Source organism: Bacillus sp. AR13-1, assembly GCF_008042285.1.
GTDB lineage: Bacteria > Bacillota > Bacilli > Bacillales > Bacillaceae_G > Bacillus_A > Bacillus_A mycoides.
This window is the reverse complement of the sequence record NZ_QNUA01000046.1, coordinates 52,829-70,481: the sequence shown is the minus strand read 5'-3', so window position 1 is coordinate 70,481 and position 17,653 is coordinate 52,829. Positions and strand designations below refer to the sequence as shown.

17 protein-coding genes are annotated in these 17,653 nt (G+C 39.0%); all 17 read left to right on the top strand.

Annotated elements, in window-relative coordinates; all coding sequences use genetic code 11:
• Positions 1-12 precede the first annotated feature (12 nt).
• The 17 genes from DN408_RS27695 (at position 13) to DN408_RS32585 (ending at position 17,614) form a co-directional block, all read left to right on the top strand.
• Entirely contained in the window at positions 13-1,407 is a 1,395-nt protein-coding gene (locus DN408_RS27695; protein ID WP_002015812.1) for an isochorismate synthase, read from the top strand.
• Complete coding sequence (gene menD / locus DN408_RS27690; protein WP_002129652.1) at positions 1,404-3,158, top strand: 2-succinyl-5-enolpyruvyl-6-hydroxy-3-cyclohexene-1-carboxylic-acid synthase; 1,755 nt, start codon at positions 1,404-1,406, stop codon at positions 3,156-3,158. Before DN408_RS27695 ends, menD begins: the two co-directional genes overlap by 4 nt.
• Entirely contained in the window at positions 3,155-3,967 is an 813-nt protein-coding gene (gene menH / locus DN408_RS27685; RefSeq protein ID WP_002129651.1) for a 2-succinyl-6-hydroxy-2,4-cyclohexadiene-1-carboxylate synthase, read from the top strand. The genes menD and menH overlap by 4 nt, the downstream gene beginning before the upstream one ends.
• Positions 3,968-4,035: 68 nt before the next feature.
• Positions 4,036-4,854 carry a 1,4-dihydroxy-2-naphthoyl-CoA synthase gene (menB, locus tag DN408_RS27680; protein WP_002089233.1) on the top strand — a complete coding sequence of 273 codons (819 nt, stop codon included), beginning with the start codon at positions 4,036-4,038 and terminating at the stop codon, positions 4,852-4,854.
• A 121-nt stretch (positions 4,855-4,975) separates the two neighbouring features.
• Positions 4,976-5,134 carry a hypothetical protein gene (locus DN408_RS31660; protein ID WP_179957917.1) on the top strand — a complete coding sequence of 53 codons (159 nt, stop codon included), beginning with the start codon at positions 4,976-4,978 and terminating at the stop codon, positions 5,132-5,134.
• A 212-nt stretch (positions 5,135-5,346) separates the two neighbouring features.
• On the top strand, positions 5,347-6,792 hold the full coding sequence (locus DN408_RS27675) for an o-succinylbenzoate--CoA ligase (protein ID WP_063226033.1): 1,446 nt from the start codon (positions 5,347-5,349) through the stop codon (positions 6,790-6,792).
• Positions 6,793-7,899, top strand: a complete 1,107-nt coding sequence (gene menC, locus DN408_RS27670; RefSeq protein ID WP_147740467.1) for an o-succinylbenzoate synthase — start codon at positions 6,793-6,795, stop codon at positions 7,897-7,899.
• A 246-nt stretch (positions 7,900-8,145) separates the two neighbouring features.
• The gene (locus DN408_RS27660) at positions 8,146-8,844 is read left to right on the top strand and encodes a response regulator transcription factor (RefSeq protein ID WP_002015820.1); all 699 of its coding nucleotides are present in this window, start codon (positions 8,146-8,148) and stop codon (positions 8,842-8,844) included.
• The gene (locus tag DN408_RS27655) at positions 8,837-9,943 is read left to right on the top strand and encodes a HAMP domain-containing sensor histidine kinase (RefSeq protein ID WP_002164874.1); all 1,107 of its coding nucleotides are present in this window, start codon (positions 8,837-8,839) and stop codon (positions 9,941-9,943) included. Before DN408_RS27660 ends, DN408_RS27655 begins: the two co-directional genes overlap by 8 nt.
• 82 nt (positions 9,944-10,025) lie before the next feature.
• On the top strand, positions 10,026-10,886 hold the full coding sequence (locus DN408_RS27650) for a M15 family metallopeptidase (RefSeq protein WP_016120966.1): 861 nt from the start codon (positions 10,026-10,028) through the stop codon (positions 10,884-10,886).
• 275 nt (positions 10,887-11,161) lie between these two features.
• Positions 11,162-12,262, top strand: coding sequence for an amidohydrolase/deacetylase family metallohydrolase (locus DN408_RS27645; RefSeq protein WP_016120965.1), 1,101 nt, complete (start codon positions 11,162-11,164; stop codon positions 12,260-12,262).
• The gene (locus DN408_RS27640; protein ID WP_016120964.1) at positions 12,240-13,343 is read left to right on the top strand and encodes a DgaE family pyridoxal phosphate-dependent ammonia lyase; all 1,104 of its coding nucleotides are present in this window, start codon (positions 12,240-12,242) and stop codon (positions 13,341-13,343) included. The genes DN408_RS27645 and DN408_RS27640 overlap by 23 nt, the downstream gene beginning before the upstream one ends.
• A gap of 1 nt (position 13,344) precedes the next feature.
• Positions 13,345-14,100: a 2-dehydro-3-deoxy-phosphogluconate aldolase gene (dagF, locus tag DN408_RS27635; RefSeq protein WP_002129639.1), complete on the top strand. Its 756-nt coding sequence runs from the start codon at positions 13,345-13,347 to the stop codon at positions 14,098-14,100.
• The gene (locus DN408_RS27630) at positions 14,093-15,109 is read left to right on the top strand and encodes a sugar kinase (protein WP_078178325.1); all 1,017 of its coding nucleotides are present in this window, start codon (positions 14,093-14,095) and stop codon (positions 15,107-15,109) included. Before dagF ends, DN408_RS27630 begins: the two co-directional genes overlap by 8 nt.
• Positions 15,109-15,834: a GntR family transcriptional regulator gene (locus tag DN408_RS27625; RefSeq protein ID WP_002015828.1), complete on the top strand. Its 726-nt coding sequence runs from the start codon at positions 15,109-15,111 to the stop codon at positions 15,832-15,834. Before DN408_RS27630 ends, DN408_RS27625 begins: the two co-directional genes overlap by 1 nt.
• Before the next feature lie 65 nt (positions 15,835-15,899).
• Positions 15,900-17,225 (top strand): gluconate permease GntP, encoded by a 1,326-nt coding sequence (gene gntP, locus DN408_RS27620; RefSeq protein WP_147740466.1) that lies wholly within the window; start codon positions 15,900-15,902, stop codon positions 17,223-17,225.
• Between the two features lie 167 nt (positions 17,226-17,392).
• A complete protein-coding gene (locus DN408_RS32585; protein ID WP_002164881.1) occupies positions 17,393-17,614 on the top strand; it encodes a YjcZ family sporulation protein in 222 nt (73 codons plus the stop codon).
• Positions 17,615-17,653: the final 39 nt, after the last annotated feature.

Here is a 17,653-nt window from a genome sequence, read left to right as displayed (position 1 = left end):
GGGGAGACAATTGTGATTCAAACGAAACGAAAAGGCTTACAAGAAGTTCTTGTTACAGCTATTAAGCGTGCGACTGATGAAAAAACATTAGTTAGTTTTGTAAAACAAATAGATTGGGTGGATCCACTTCTGTTTTATGCAGCAGGAAAAAGGATCGCATTCGAAAATAGATGTTATTTTGCAGACCCAGCTCAGCATGTAATATTTGCTGGAATTGGCTCTGTTTTCACTATAGCAAATTCTTCTCACAAACGCTTTCAAACTGCTCGTGACGAGTGGGATAAAGTAAAAGAGAAAGCATTCGTACAAAGAGAAGGATACGAATTTGGAACAGGTCCTCTTTTATTTGGTGGATTTTCATTTGACCAAGAAAAAGAAAAAACGAATCTTTGGAAAGAATTTGATGATACCACATTTTCACTACCAGCATTTTTATTAACTGTAAAAAATGAAAAGGCGTGGTTAACGATTAATCAGTTCGTTTCAGCTGAAGATTGTGCAGAAACTCTTTATAACGAAATTATTTCTGTAGAAGAGAGAATTTTACAAGAGAGTAAATGTGCACTAGTAGGATCAAAATTAACAGTTACTTCTAAAGTAGAAGTTGATCCGAGTGGCTGGATGAACGCGATTGGAAAAGTGCAAGATGAAATGAAGCAAGGGAACGTGCAGAAGGTTGTATTAGCAAGGGAGCTAAAATTAACGATGGATCAGCATATTGATTCCGTTCTTGTTTTAGAAGCGCTTCGCATTGGGCAACCGGATTGTTACGTATTTTCTTTTGATTATAAAGGAGCATGCTTCTTAGGGGCGACACCTGAGCGATTGATTCGAAAAGAAGGCGAGAAGTTCACATCGATGTGCCTTGCTGGTTCAATTGGTCATGGCAATTCTATAGAAGAAAGTAAACAAAATGGTGAGACGCTTCTTCATGATGAAAAGAATTTGGCTGAACACGGTTATGTAGTTAACATGATTCGAGGTGTGCTAAGTGAGCATTGCGAATCTGTTAATATTCCGGAGAGCCCAGGCTTATTAACGACGAAAAATTTAATCCATTTATATACGCCAGTAGAAGCAAAAGGTGATGCAAGTCTTTTAACGATGGTAGAAGAATTACATCCAACACCAGCTCTTGGTGGTACACCTCGTCATGAGGCGTTGAAATTAATTCGTGATGTAGAGCTTTTAGATAGAGGATTATATGGTGCACCAATTGGCTTTATAGATGATGAAGGAAATGGTGAATTTGCGGTTGCACTTCGCTGCGGATTATTAAATGGCGAGAAGGCATCCTTGTTTGCCGGCTGTGGTATCGTAATTGATTCAGTAGCGCAGCTTGAATATGAAGAAACAAGTTTGAAGTTTAGACCGATGCTTGGTGCTTTGGAGGAATTAATGAAATGAACAATCATATAGAAGCATTATCATATTATTTAGGCGCGTTCGTGGACGAACTGACGCGTCTAAATGTATGTGATGTTGTCATTAGTCCTGGCTCACGGTCAACGCCGATTGCCTTACTAATGGAACAACATGAAGGAATGAAAACATATTTACATGTAGACGAAAGATCAGCAGGATTTTTTGCGCTCGGTATTGCGAAAGCAAAAAAACGTCCTGTTGCGCTATTATGTACGTCAGGGACGGCAGCAGCGAACTATTATCCAGCTGTATGTGAAGCGTTTCATTCACGAGTGCCGCTTATCGTATTAACAGCGGATAGACCGCATGAATTAAGAGATGTGGGTGCACCACAGGCGATGAATCAATTTAATTTATACGGTACTTTTGTGAAGCAATTTACAGAGATGGCACTTCCTGAAGCGAGTGAAGCAATGTATCATTACGCTCGAATGACAACGCAGCGTACGATAGCAAGTGCACTTCTAGCCCCGCAAGGACCTGTTCATCTTAATTTTCCAGTTCGCGAGCCGCTTATACCGGATTTCTCATTAGAAAGTTTATGGGATAAAGGGCGTGGTGAATATACAGGAGTAGTTCAGCAAGGGAACGTGACGATGCCGAGTGAATATGTAGATTCTCTTGTAGGGCGCCTTTCACATATGGAAAAGGGGCTTATTATTTGTGGAGACGGCAGTCATCCAGAAATAACAGAAGTTGTTATGAAAGTAGCTGAGAAAACAGGGTATCCAATTTTAGCAGATCCACTTTCTAACCTCCGTAGTGGTAATCATGATAAAACGATGGTTATAGATTGTTACGATACATTTTTACGAAATGAATTGTTAAAAGAAACGTGGAAGCCGAATGTTTTAATTCGTTTCGGAGGAATGCCTGTCTCTAAAGCATTAACGCAGTTCATCAAAAAACAAACGAAAGCTGTTCATATCGTTGTCGATGAATCTGGACAATGGAGAGATCCAGCTCTAGTTGCGACAGAAGTTGTACAAGCTAGTGACAGTGAATTTTGCAGAGCATTACTAGAGAAAATGCCAGTTATGAAAAAGAATGATTGGTTCGGAATGTGGAAACAAATAAACGAGAAAACGAGAGAAACGCTTCGTGAGATGGAAACATATGAAACGGCATTTGAAGGAAAAGTAATTACGGATATTGTAAGTGTATTACCAGAAGGGGCAACGTTATTTGCGAGTAATAGTATGCCAATTCGTGATACCGATTCATTTTTCTTCACATCGGATAAAAACATTCAAGTAATGGCGAACCGCGGTGTAAATGGTATTGATGGAATCATTTCAACAGCTTTAGGAGCGAGTATTATTTGTGATCCGCTCGTATTAGTAATCGGTGATTTATCATTTTATCACGATTTAAACGGACTATTAGCCGCGAAACTACATGAGTTAAATATAACGATTGTTGTTGTAAATAATGATGGTGGAGGTATTTTCTCATTCTTACCACAATACGAGAAAAAGGAACATTTCGAATCATTATTTGGAACACCAATTGGGCTTGATTATGAACATGTTGTCAAAATGTATGGTGGTTCATTTAGCCGTGTAAATGGTTGGGAAAACTTCCGAGAAGAAGTACAAACTGGAACGAAAACGAATGGATTACACGTCGTGGAAATTTGTACGAATCGCGAAGAAAACTTGAAATTACATCGTGAACTATGGGCAAAAACAATGGACGTTATTACTACATCTTTGCAAGGTGAATCAAAATGAAAGTAACATTGCAAGGTGTATCGTATGAATATGAAGTAGCCGGAAGCGGGGAACCACTTCTACTTCTTCATGGTTTTACGGGAAGCATGGAAACGTGGGGTTCCTTTATTCCTTCTTGGAGCGAGCAGTTTCAAGTCATTCTAGTAGACATTGTTGGACACGGGAAAACGGAAAGTCCTGAAGATGTGATGCATTATGATATTCAAAATGTGGCGCTGCAAATGAAAGAACTACTGGATCATCTTCATATTGAAAATGCGCACATACTTGGCTATTCAATGGGTGGTAGACTTGCGATTACGATGGCATGCTTATATCCAGAATATGTGCGTTCGCTTCTTTTAGAAAACTGTACAGCTGGACTTGAGAGTGCAAAGGAGCGAAAAGAACGCAAGGAAAAAGATGAACGACTTGCCGATAAAATTGAGCAAGAAGGCATCCGAAGTTTTGTATCGATGTGGGAAAATATTCCGCTATTTGAAACGCAAAAACGTTTAGTGCAAAACGTAAAAGAAGCGGTGCGAAAAGAACGACTTGCTAATAATCCAAAAGGACTTGCAAATAGTCTTCGTGGCATGGGAACAGGGGCTCAACCTTCATGGTGGAACGAATTGCAAAACCTAAAAATGCCTGTCCTTTTACTGAATGGAGAAAGCGATGAAAAGTTCTTTCGCCTATTAAAAAACATCGAAAAATGCATCCCTCATGCGAAATTTGTCAAAATTGATGGGGCTGGCCATGCAATTCATGTGGAACAACCGGAAAAGTTTGATACAATAGTAAAGGGATTTCTAAAAACTATGCAGTGATACTTTTTTCAGCAAGAAGGAAGTTGCACTTATAGCGGAGATCAGAAATATAAAAGGAGGTAATAGTAATGACTATTGAATGGGTAAAAGAAGGCAATTACGAAGATATTATTTATTCAACATACAATGGCATCGCAAAGATTTCGATTAACCGCCCTGAAGTACATAATGCATTCCGTCCTAAAACGGTAATGGAGTTAATCAATGCTTTTGCACACGCTCGTGATGATGCAAATGTTGGCGTTATCATTTTAACAGGTGAAGGTGGACGTGCATTCTGTTCTGGCGGCGACCAAAAAGTTCGCGGTCATGGTGGCTATGTAGGTGACGACCAAATCCCACGTTTAAACGTATTAGACTTACAACGTCTAATTCGCGCAATCCCTAAACCGGTTATCGCAATGGTAGCAGGTTATGCAATCGGTGGTGGACACGTACTTCATATCGTATGTGACTTAACAATCGCTGCAGACAACGCTGTATTCGGACAAACAGGTCCTAAAGTAGGAAGCTTTGACGGTGGATACGGAGCTGGTTATTTAGCTCGTATGGTAGGCCATAAGAAAGCTCGTGAAATTTGGTACCTATGCCGTCAATATAGTGCACAAGAAGCACTTGATATGGGCTTAGTAAACACAGTAGTACCATTAGAAGAACTTGAAGCAGAAACAGTACAATGGTCACAAGAAATTTTAGCAAACAGCCCAATGGCACTTCGTTTCCTAAAAGCTGCATTCAACGCAGACACAGACGGTTTAGCTGGTATTCAACAACTAGCTGGAGACGCAACGTTATTGTACTACACAACTGACGAAGCAAAAGAAGGCCGCGACGCGTTCAAAGAAAAACGCACTCCGGACTTCGGTCAATTCCCTCGTTTCCCGTGATCAAACCAAAAGCGGAAGCGGCTCGCTTAGAATGTGAGGTGGATGGAGCTTCTGACAGAGAGGCGCTTTTTGCCTCGTAGGAAGAAGTGAAGCCACCGAACATTCTAGCCGCTGTAGCTGGATGAAACCAAAAGCGGAAGCAGCTCGTTCAGAACAAGAGGGCGTTGGAACTCCTGAAAAAAAGGCGCTTTTTGCCTCGCAGGAAGGCGTGAAACGACCGACTGTTCTAGCTGTTGTAGCTGGATGTTTTAAAAGCGGAGCCGACTGTTTAGCCCCGTAGGCTAAGGTTCTTTCGCACAGAAAGTGTTTTTTACTTTCTCGTGCGGAAGGTTCTTAGACGGAAGGGGCTAGGAGGCGCAGCTGGATGTGATGAAAAGCGGAAGCAGCTCGCACACAATGTGAGACGCAACCAAAAGATCACACCGGAAACAAAACAACTAAGAGACTTGATGTCATATCAGGTCTCTTTCTTTCATGAAAGGAGAATGAGTGATGGAGACGATGCCGAATTGGTTAATGCAACGTGCATTTTTAACACCTGATCGCACTGCAATTGAAATTGAAGAGGAGAAGGTTACTTTCGTGCAGCTGCATGAAAAAGTAGTATCTGTTTGTGAACACCTCACGCATGTAGGAGTGAAGCGGGCGCAAAAGGTGGCTGTTCTGATGAAAAATGGTATGGAGATGATTACAGTTATTCACGCCCTATCTTACATAGGTGCAGTAGCTGTGCTTTTAAATACGCGTCTTTCAAGAGAAGAGCTACTTTGGCAAATGGATGATGCGGAAGTTGTTTGTTTAGTAACGGATCAAGAGTTTGAGACGGAAAATGTTCCAGTATGTTCATTTGCTGAAGTGATGCAAGGACCGAAGGCGGAAGCATTTATACAAGAAGAATTCTCTTTAGAAGAAGCGATGACAATTATTTATACGTCAGGGACGACAGGGAAACCGAAAGGCGTTGTTTTAACGTACGGTAACCACTGGGCAAGTGCAGTCGGTTCTTCGCTTAATTTAGGGCTTCGTGATGATGATTGTTGGTTAGCTTGTATGCCAATGTTCCACGTTGGCGGGTTATCTCTTTTAATGAAAAATATTATGTACGGTATGCGCATTTTACTCGTTCCAAAATATGATGCTAATTTTATTCATAAAGCACTTCAAACGAGAGGCGTTACGATTATTTCTGTCGTTTCTAAAATGCTAACAGATTTATTAGAACGACTTGGCGAAGGTACATATCCATCTTCTTTACGATGCATGTTACTTGGGGGAGGACCAGCACCGAAGCCGTTATTAGAAACATGTGTGGAAAAAGGAATTCCTGTGTATCAAACGTACGGTATGACAGAAACATCATCGCAAATTTGTACGTTAACAGCAGATTACATGTTAACGAAAGTAGGATCAGCCGGAAAACCACTATTTCAGTGTCAGCTTCGTATTGAAAAAGACGGCGTAGTTGTGCCGCCCCGTGCTGAAGGAGAAATTGTAGTAAAAGGACCGAACGTAACAGGTGGCTACTTTAACCGTGAAGATGCGACGCATGAGGCGATCAGAAATGGATGGCTTCATACTGGTGACCTCGGTTATTTAGATGAGGAAGGATTTTTATACGTATTAGATCGACGCAGTGATTTAATTATTTCTGGCGGAGAAAATATATATCCAGCTCAAATTGAAGAAGTATTGCTCTCTCATCCGGCGGTAGCAGAAGCGGGTGTTGTCGGTATGGCTGACGAAAGTTGGGGACAAGTACCAGCTGCTTTTGTTGTAAAAAGTGGAGAGGTAACAGAAGAAGAAATTCTTCGTTTTTGCGAAGAGAAATTAGCGAAATATAAAGTGCCGAAGAAAGCATGTTTCTTAGAGGAATTACCACGAAATGCTTCGAAGAAATTGTTAAGACGAGAGTTAAGACAATTAGTGGAGGAGATGTAGGTGGAAATAAAAAAAGCGACACTTTATATAACGGAAATGCCGCTCATTATCCCGTTTGCGGCAAGTTACGGGACTTATGAAAAGCGTGAAAGTATCGTCATTGAATTAGAAGATACAGATGGATACATTGGTTTTGGTGAAGTCGTTGCATTTTCTGAACCGTGGTATACGGAAGAAACGGTGAAGACAGCGCTGCATGTACTTCAGGATTTTTTATTACCAGATTTATTGAAAGCTGAAATTTCTCATCCGAATGAAGTACCGTCTTTGTTCAAACATATAAAGAGAAACCGAATGGCAAAGGCCGGAATTGAAGGTGCTGTCTGGGATTTATATGCGAAGCGTCAAAAGCAGTCGTTAGCGATATTGCTTGGCGGAAATAGGTCTGAAATTGAAGTCGGCGTTGTGATTGGGATCAATACAATTCCAGTTATGCTAAAACAAATCGAGAAGTACGCGGAAGAAGGATACGAGCGCTTTAAAGTGAAAATAAAGCCAGAACATGATTACGAATTACTGAAAGAAATTCGTAAAGAGTTTCCGAATATCCCGTTAATGGCTGATGCAAATTCAGCTTATACATTAGCGGATACGGAGAAGTTGAAACGACTAGATGAATTCCAACTTATGATGATTGAACAACCGTTAGCGGATTATGATTTTCTTGATCATGCACAGTTGCAAAAGAAAATTGAAACACCGATTTGTTTAGATGAAAGCATCCATAGTTTAGAAGACTCACGTGTTGCGATTACGCTTGGCAGTTGCCGCGTCGTTAATATTAAACCAGGGCGAGTGGGCGGATTAACAGAGTCCGTTCAAATCCATAATTATTGTATGGAGCATAACATACCAGTTTGGTGCGGTGGCATGGTAGAAATGGGGATTTCACGAGCTCAAAATGTTGCACTTGCCTCTTTGCCAAACTTTACGATTCCTGGAGATATATCTGCTTCTAGTAGACATTGGGAGAAGGATATCATTTCACCAGAAGTGATGCTTGAAGGCGGAAAAGTAAGGGTACCGCAAAGTATTGAACGTGAGTATGAAGTAGATCGAGGCAGGTTGGAAGAAATAACAAAGCAGCGGATTATTTTTGAGCGATGAATGGGAGCTTTTATTAGTACTGACTACCTGCAAATAGCTGGATGATTTTGTCGTGAATTGTCGGTAAGTCGATATATTTAAAAAATCGCTGATATAATTTAAATTACAGTTGATATATTTTGAAAATCGCCGATATAATTTCATTTATCAAGGTTACTCTTACGGGTAGCCTTTTCTTATTGTACAAATTGGATAGACTAGTTTAAAATCGAGCGTATGAAAACAGAATAAAGTAGGGGGACTAAAATGAAGCGCATTTCAATTTTAATAGCTGATGATGAAGCGGAAATTGCTGATTTAATTGAGATACATTTAGAAAAAGAGGGTTACCACGTCGTTAAAGCAGCTGATGGAGAAGAAGCCATGCATATTATTCAAACGCAGCCAATTGACTTAGTGGTTTTAGATATTATGATGCCGAAAATGGATGGATATGAAGTGACGAGGCAGATTCGCGGCAAGCACCACATGCCAATCATTTTCTTAAGTGCGAAAACATCTGATTTTGATAAAGTGACAGGTCTTGTATTAGGCGCAGATGATTATATGACGAAACCTTTTACACCGATTGAATTAGTTGCACGTGTAAATGCACAACTGCGTAGATTTCTTACGTTAAATCAGCCGAAAGTAGCGGAGAATAAATCTGCTTTAGAAATAGGCGGAGTCGCTATTGATCCTGAGCGAAGAACAGTAAATGTGTACGGAGAGCCAATTGAATTAACACCAAAAGAATTTGATATTTTATATGTATTAGCAAGTCATCCGAAGAAAGTGTACAGTGTGGAAAATATTTTTCAGCAAGTATGGGCTGAAGGGTATTACGAAAGTGGAAATACAGTTATGGTACATATCCGTACTTTACGAAAAAAGCTTGGGGAAGATAAAAGAAAGGATAAGTTAATAAAAACAGTGTGGGGGGTAGGTTATACTTTCAATGGCTAAAACGATGAGAAGCTTTCGCTCGAAGATGATTATGCTATTTGCGTTAAGTATGATATTAGCTGGTGGCGTAACGTATTTGATTTATGAGGGGCTACGTCTCTATTATAAATTAGCAGTTCGTTATGAGGATCCTTTAGCCCAATTTCGTTCAATGGTAAGACAAATTGGGGACATTAATTTCTTTTTAATTGTATTTATTCCTCTGTCCATTATGTTTTTCTTCTTTCTTACTAGACCGTATTTAAAATATTTTGATGAGATTTCGAACGGGATTCATCATCTTGCGAACGGAGATTTTTCAAATCAAGTTCGTGTTTCATCAAATGATGAGTTTGGATATATCGCACGCGAAATTAATGTAGCGAGTGAAAAATTAAAAGAAGCGGTTGAACGAGGAGACTTTGCGGAAAGTAGTAAAGATCAGCTCATTGTCAACTTAGCTCATGATTTAAGAACGCCGCTAACATCTGTTTTAGGGTATTTAGATTTAATTCTTAAAGATGAGAATTTGACGAAGGAACAAATTAAACATTTTTCCACAATTGCTTTTACGAAATCCGAAAGGCTTGAAATCTTAATTGATGAATTATTTGAAATAACGAGAATGAATTATGGCATGCTGCAAATTGAAAAAAGACCAATTGATATAAGTGAATTACTTATACAGTTAGATGAAGAATTATATCCGTTATTAGAAAAAAAAGGTTTAGAAGCGAGATTGAATATGGATTCGCATTTACCTATTAACGGTGACGGGAAATTGTTAGCTCGAGTATTTGAAAATCTTTTAACGAATGCGATTCGCTATGGATACGATGGAAAGTTTGTTGATGTGAACGGATATATTGATCATGAAGAGGTAGTTGTACAAATTATTAATTACGGAGATAGCATTCCAGAAGAGGATTTACCATATTTATTTGATATGTTTTATACAGGTGATAAGGCGAGGTCAGAGCAACAGGGCGGAACAGGCCTTGGGCTATTTATCGCAAAAAATATTATCGAACAGCATGATGGGACAATCTCTGCTGAAAGTAACGTAATTAGAACGATATTTGAAGTGAGATTACCAAAAGAAGAGAGCAAAGCAATTTAATAAAAATTTAAACTTTACCCCACTTTTTATTTTAATAGTTTTTTCTATTCTATACGTAAGTTACGTTAAGGAGGAACTAGAAATGAAAAAGTGGGTATTTATTTCTCTTTTTATAGTATGTACAGCATGTGTAGGCTTTTATATATTACCAGTATTTCAAAAGGAGATCGATGTTAAAATTGCAGAAAAAGATAATAAAGTAAAAGCCGCGAACACTGAAAAGATAGAGGTCACAAAGGAACAAATTTATAAAGGGGATCTACTATTAGTTAATAAAGATTACCCGGTTAAAAAAGATAGTGTTAGGTCCGATATTATAAATGTAAATCACAATAGTGAATTAGTAAGGGGCTATGTAATATTTGATAGAAATCTTCGCTTATCAAAGGGTGTTGTAAAAAAGTTTTTGAACGTTGTCGATGCAGCTGGGAAAGATGGAATACAGCATTTCTTAATGAGTAGCGGTTACCGAGATTTTCAAGAACAAAGTAAATTATATAAAGAAATGGGATCTGATTATGCACTTCCAGCAGGATATAGTGAACATAATTTAGGGTTATCACTCGACGTTGGGTCTACTCAAAAGAAAATGGAGAAAGCTCCTGAAGGAAAATGGATTGAAGAGAACGTATGGAAGCACGGATTTGTTTTACGTTATCCGAAAAATAAAAGTGATATTACGGGCATTCAATATGAGCCGTGGCACATACGTTATGTCGGCTTACCACATAGCGCAATTATGCAAAAAAAGAAGATTACGTTAGAGGAATATTTGGACTTTTTAAAAGAGGAAAAAGAAGTTTCAACTGAGGTTGAAGGTAAGAAATATACGGTTTCTTATTATAAAGTTTCAGATCGTATGAACGTGAATGTTCCAGTAAATAAGCAATATGAAATTTCGGGGAACAATATGGACGGGGTTATTGTGACGGTTCAAGAATAGAGAAAAAGGCTGGTCCGTTTTGGGTCAGTCTTTTGGCATATAAGAAATAGATTGCCGTTTTTTGTCGGTAAATCGATATTCCTTGTCGAATCATTGATATAATTTCCTGTACTATCAACATTTTGTGGATTGTTTTTTATTTACCATTAAACATTATAACGTTATATTTACTTTTCTTTTTTTTCGTGATACTCTAAATATGTGAAAGAGATATAAAATGAAATTTTAATGTAAGCGTATTCTTATGGCTTCTTATAGAAAAGGGTGGAAATACAATGACAGAACGATTCGTGCTACGTAATGTGAAGCGTGTGAACGGGGAAGAGATTGACATTGTAGTTGAAAATAATAAAATCGCACAGGTGACGAAAGCTGGTGCTGGCGAGGGTGGAAAGGTTCTTGATTACTCAGGTACTTACGTATCGAGTGGATGGATTGATTTGCACGTTCATGCTTTTCCAGAGTTTGATCCGTATGGCGATGAGGTAGATGAAATTGGCGTTAAGCAAGGGGTAACGACAATTGTTGATGCGGGAAGCTGCGGAGCTGATCGTATCGCAGATTTAGTACAAAGTAGAGAACAGGCAAAAACGAATTTATTTGCCTTTTTAAATATTTCTCGCATCGGTTTGAAACGAATTGATGAATTATCCAATATGGAATGGATAGATAAAGAGAAAGTAATAGATGCAGTAGAAAAGTATAAAGATGTAATCGTTGGATTAAAAGCGAGAATGAGTAAAAGTGTCGTTTGTGATAGCGGAATTGAACCGCTGCACGTAGCGCGTTCTTTATCTCGTGAAACATCATTACCGATTATGGTACATATCGGTTCAGCTCCTCCGCGTATAGAGGAAGTTGTACCTCTTTTAGAAAAAGATGATGTCATTACACATTACTTAAACGGGAAAGAAAATAATTTATTTGATGAAGAAGGAAAACCGATATCTGTGTTATTAGATGCAGTGAAACGCGGTGTTCATTTAGATGTTGGGCATGGTAATGCTAGTTTTTCTTTTAAAGTAGCAGAGGCAGCGAAGCGTTACGGCATTGCCCTTAATACAATTAGTACAGATATTTACCGGAAGAATCGTATACACGGTCCAGTTTACAGTATGGCTAACGTTCTTTCGAAATTCCTTTACCTAGGTTATCCGCTAGAAGAAGTAATTGATGCAGTTACGAAAAATGCGGCAGAGTGGCTGAAAAAACCAGAGCTTGGTCGTATTCAAGAAGGCGATATTGCAAACTTAACTTTATTTACGGTGAAAGATGAACCGATTACGTTAATTGATTCAGAAGGGGATCAGCGCATTGCTGAAATAAGAATTGATACGAAAGGGGTTGTAATCAATGGGTCATTCATTGAATGCTAAGTACGGATTAAAAAGAGTTATTAATGCGAGCGGTAGAATGAGTATTTTAGGTGTATCCGCTCCTACAGATACAGTTATGGATGCGATGAAACATGGTGGACAAAATTATGTAGAAATTGCTGATTTAGTAGATAAAGCGGGAGACCATATTGCGAGAATTCTAGATTCAGAGGCAGCAGTTGTTGTAAATTCAGCATCAAGCGGAATTGCGCTTTCTATCGCTGGTATCGTTACAGAAGGAAATCGTCGTAAGAGTGAACGACTTCATCAGGAGGTAATCCTGAAAAACGAAGTGATTATGTTAAAAGGTCATAACGTTCAATACGGTGCTCCTGTTGAAACGATGATTTATTTAGGCGGCGGTAAGCTCGTTGAAGTGGGTTACGCAAATGAAGGGAAAGCAGAGCATATTGAAGATGCAATTGGCGAAAATACAGCAGCTATTCTTTATGTGAAATCGCATCATGCAGTGCAAAAAAATATGATTTCTGTTGAAGAAGCGTGGGAAGTAGCACAGCGAAATAATGTACCACTTATCGTTGATGCGGCAGCTGAAGAAGACATTCAAAAATACGTGAAGTATTCAGACCTAGCCATTTATAGCGGTTCAAAGGCGATTGAAGGACCTACTTCTGGTATTGTCGGCGGTAAACGAAAATATATTGAATGGCTAAAAGTGCAATTACATTGCATCGGAAGAAGTATGAAAGTTGGGAAAGAGACGACTTTCGGTTTACTTCAAGCGCTTGATGAGTACGGAGTAAAAGAAGATAAGAGCGAACAAGAAAAAGAGTTGTTACAAGTACTTATGCCGCTGAAAGAGTTAAACGGTGTAAATGTAACGATCGTTCAAGATGAAGCTGGAAGAGCAATTTTTAGAGCGCGTATTCATATTAACGAGAACGAATTAAATAAAACTGCAAAAGATGTTGTGACCGCGTTACGCGAAGGGGAAATCGCAATTTACACACGTGATTACGGAGTAAGACAAGGATTCTTTGATATCGATCCACGTCCACTTCAAGGTGATGACATACATGTAATTGAAGAAAAAATGAGAGAAATTGTAGGGGGAAACTAAAATGACAAACATTCAAAAACGTTTTTATAAAGGCCGCGTAGCATTAAATGTATTAGCGAACAATACCCGAAATGCGAAAGATATTTTTGAAGCCGCAGAAGGTTATGTAGTAGTCGGAGTGTTATCAAAAGATTATCCAACAGTAGAAGAAGCAGTTACAGCGATGAAAGCATACGGAAAAGAAATTGATGACGCTGTATCAATCGGACTAGGAGCAGGGGATAATCGCCAAGCGGCAGTTGTAGCTGAAATTGCGAAGCATTATCCTGGTAGTCATATTAACCAAGTGTTCCCTTCAGTAGGAGCGACGCGCGCAAATCTTGGCGGCAAAGATAGCTGGATTAATAGTTTAGTATCACCAACAGGAAAAGTAGGTTACGTAAATATTTCTACTGGCCCAGTTAGTGCGGCTGGGGAAGAAAAAGCAATCGTTCCAATTAAAACAGCAATCGCACTTGTACGTGATATGGGCGGGAATTCATTGAAATACTTCCCAATGAAAGGTTTAGCGCATGAAGAAGAATATCGCGCTGTTGCGAAAGCATGTGCGGAAGAAGGATTTGCATTAGAGCCAACAGGCGGAATTGATAAAGAAAACTTTGAAACAATTGTACGTATTGCATTAGAAGCAAACGTAGAGCAAGTTATCCCGCACGTGTACTCTTCTATTATTGATAAAGAAACTGGCAATACGAAAACAGAAGATGTTCGTGAATTACTAGCGGTCGTGAAGAAGTTAGTTGATCAATATGCGTAAGAAAATTGCAGCATTCGGTGAAGTTATGATGCGCCTGCAAGTGCCAGGGTATGAATTGCTATCGCAAGCAAACACATTAAATTACTCATTTTCAGGTACAGGTGTGAACGTTGCAGCAGCACTTTCTCATCTAGGGCATGAAGGTTTTCTTATTTCAACTTTACCGGAAAACTCTGTTGGGGATGCTGCGGTATCACATATTCAAAAGTTAGGCATTCAGGCACCGCTTGTTTCAAGAGGCGGTAAATATGTGGGCATGTACTTTTTGGAAAATGGATTTGGCGCACGCGCAAGCCGCGTTACGTATTCTAACCGATTAGAAAGTAGTTTCAATACGGCATGTGAAGAGATGTACCAATTTGAAGAAATCGCAAAAGAAATTGATATCGTTCATTTTTGCGGGATTACCCTTGCTATGAATGATACTGTGCGCCATCATATGAAATCTTTGGCGAAGGCAGTTAAAGAAAATGGAGGCACTGTCGTTTTCGATTGCAACTATCGTCCATCGCTTTGGGGAGAAGATGGGTATGAACAGGCGAAACCTCATTATGAAGAAATGCTAGGCCTTGCCGATATTGTAATGATGAATGAAAAAGATGCGATGTTTGTTCTCGGAATGAAAACGGAAGAGACGGAGCGAGAAGCACAGCTTGTTGATCTTATTCCAAAAGTCGCTGAAATATATAATATCGCTACAATTGCTGGGACACATCGTTCTATTAATAGCGATAATACACACTCACTTCGCGGATTCATATGTAAAGATGGGACGTTCACTTTTGCCAAAACACTTACGTTTTCTGTATATGATAGAATAGGTGCTGGAGATGCTTATACGAGCGGAATTATTCATGGCGAGATAGAAGAGTTTGCACCAGAGAAAGCTGTTTCATTTGCGTCAGCAGCTGGAATGCTTGCACATACAATCGTCGGTGATACGCCAATGTCATCAGAGAAAGATATACTTCGGGCAATGACGGCATCAGTAGGTGATGTAGAAAGGTAGTGGGTGTAACGGTGAACGTAACGAGAAAAAGAGGTCCATTATATTTACAAATTAAAAATATTATTCGTGATCGAATATTACATGGTGTTTATGCCATTCATACAAATATTCCTTCTGAACCACAATTAGAAGAAGAGTTCAAAGTGAGTAAAATTACAGTGCGAAACGCAATTAAAGAACTCGTTCAAGAAGGGTATTTAGAAAAGAAAAGTGGTAAAGGAACGAAAGTCATTCGAAATACTTCTGCGACAAAGCTTTCAAAGGGAAAGAAATTTACAGAAGTGTTAGTGGAAGAAGGCTATAAAGTACAAAAGAAATTGCTAAAGGCAGAAGTGGTTCATAATGAAGAAGGAACAGTACCATTTCGTTTATTTGGTAAAGAGAGTTTTCGTATTGAGCGCCTATATGCTTTAAATGATACTCCGTACATTCATTATACGCACTATTTCTCAGCACAAATGGCAAGTACAGACTTAGCGGACTTTGACTTACAATCGCTTTATGATCTAGTCGAGGACCGTGGTATACATTTAGAAAACTTCAGAGATGAATTCGCTGTTGGATTTGCGCCTAATTTCGTTGCAGAAGCGTTAGGAGAAAAAGAGGGAACAGCGTTATTAAAACGTATGCGCTATTCTTACGATGAAGTTGGAGAAGTAATTGAATATAGTGAAGGCTACTACAATACGGAAATGCAGCATTACGTTGTAAATTATGATGTGTAAAAAGTGAAGAGGGACCAATTCCCTCTTTTTTTGTAAAAAAATTTCATATCGAAGGGGAATGGGATATGGATATATACTTATTAATCGTCACGTTAATTGCGATCGCAATTGTTATTTTAGGGGTATCATGGTGGAAATGGCATGCGTTTATTAGTCTAACAGTTGCTAGTCTATTTTTAGCTATTATGTCTGGGTTGAACTTGACCAAAATTGTTACTGCCTATGAAACTGGTGTTGGTAGTGTACTAGGGCATTTAGTTGGTATTTTGGCTCTCGGAACAATTTTAGGGAAAATGATGTCCGATTCAGGGGCTGGCATGCAAGTAGCAGATTTCTTCATTCGATTCTTCGGGGTGAAAAAATTACCTTGGGCAATGTTATTCGCCGGATTTGTTATAGGTATTCCAGTGTTTTTTGAAGTGGGAATCGTCATTTTATTACCACTTGTTATTTCAATTCGAAAAACAACGAAACAAAATATATTGTTAATTGCGTTACCTGTTATTGCCGGATTATCGATTGTACATGGGCTAGTGCCGCCGCATCCAGGTGCGATGACAGCAATCGGTATTTATAATGCGAATTTAGGAAAGGTACTATTGTATTCATTAATTATCGCGTTACCAACAGCAATTATCGCAGGACCGGTATTTGCAAAGTGGGTACATAAGAGGGTTATACCTGAAAATGAACCGGAGCTTGTTCGAGTTACGACAGTATCTACTGATTTGCCAAGTCGTAAAGCTTCATTCTTTATCATTTTATTACCAGTAGTTTTAATGATTTTATCAGTAGTCGCACCATATATTTCATTACCGAAAAAAATAACTGAATTTTTAGTATTTGTAGGAAGTCCGGTAATCGCTTTACTTATTTCATGTTTCGCAGCGTTTTATTTGCTTGGTATAAAACAAGGAATTAATAAAAAGATGATTAAAAAATTAACAGATGAAAGTTTACTACCTGTCGGTTCCATTATTTTAATAATTGGTGCAGGCGGTGGATTTAAACAAATATTAATTGAAAGCGGCGTTGGAACAGCCATCGCTCAAATGGCAGAACATATTTCATTATCACCAATCGTCTTAGCGTTCATGGTAGCGGGATTAATCCGAATTGCAACAGGTTCAGCTACTGTAGCATTAACGACAGCAGCTGGAATTGTTTCACCGGTTATTCAGCACATGTCTGGTGTAAATTTAGAATTACTCGTTATTGCAACAGGGGCAGGATCATTAATGTTTTCTCATGTAAATGATGCAGGATTTTGGCTTGTAAAAGAGTATTTAGGATTAACAGTGAAGGAAACGTTTAAAACGTGGACTGTACTTGAGACATTATTATCATTTATTGCATTTGGCTTTGCTCTTTTATTAAATATGTTTCTTTAGAAGATACCTTAACAGGTATCTTTTTTTTTGCAGCTCTTTTCACGAAACAAGCCCGTTTTTAGGAAAGCCAAGCTTCCGATTCGCCCTGAAAACATAATATAAATGGAATCCCCTCATTTAGAACAAGAAGAACTTGTTATGAATGATACTAAAGGAGGAATAGAATAATGGGCGAAAAGTGTGAACACAGACATGATGATTGCGACCGCAGATGTGATGATTTCGATCGCAGACGTGGCTGCGGAGGCGGTTTTGCGCTTCTAATCGTATTGTTTATTTTATTAATCATTATCGGTGCTAGCTGCTTCGGCGGAGGCGGAGGCGGTTATGGTGGCGGTTATGGTGGTTACGGCGGTTATGGCGGCGGCTATGGTGGATATTGCTGCTAATTATTTAAAAACTATTGAAAATGGCCTTGTGCAATATGC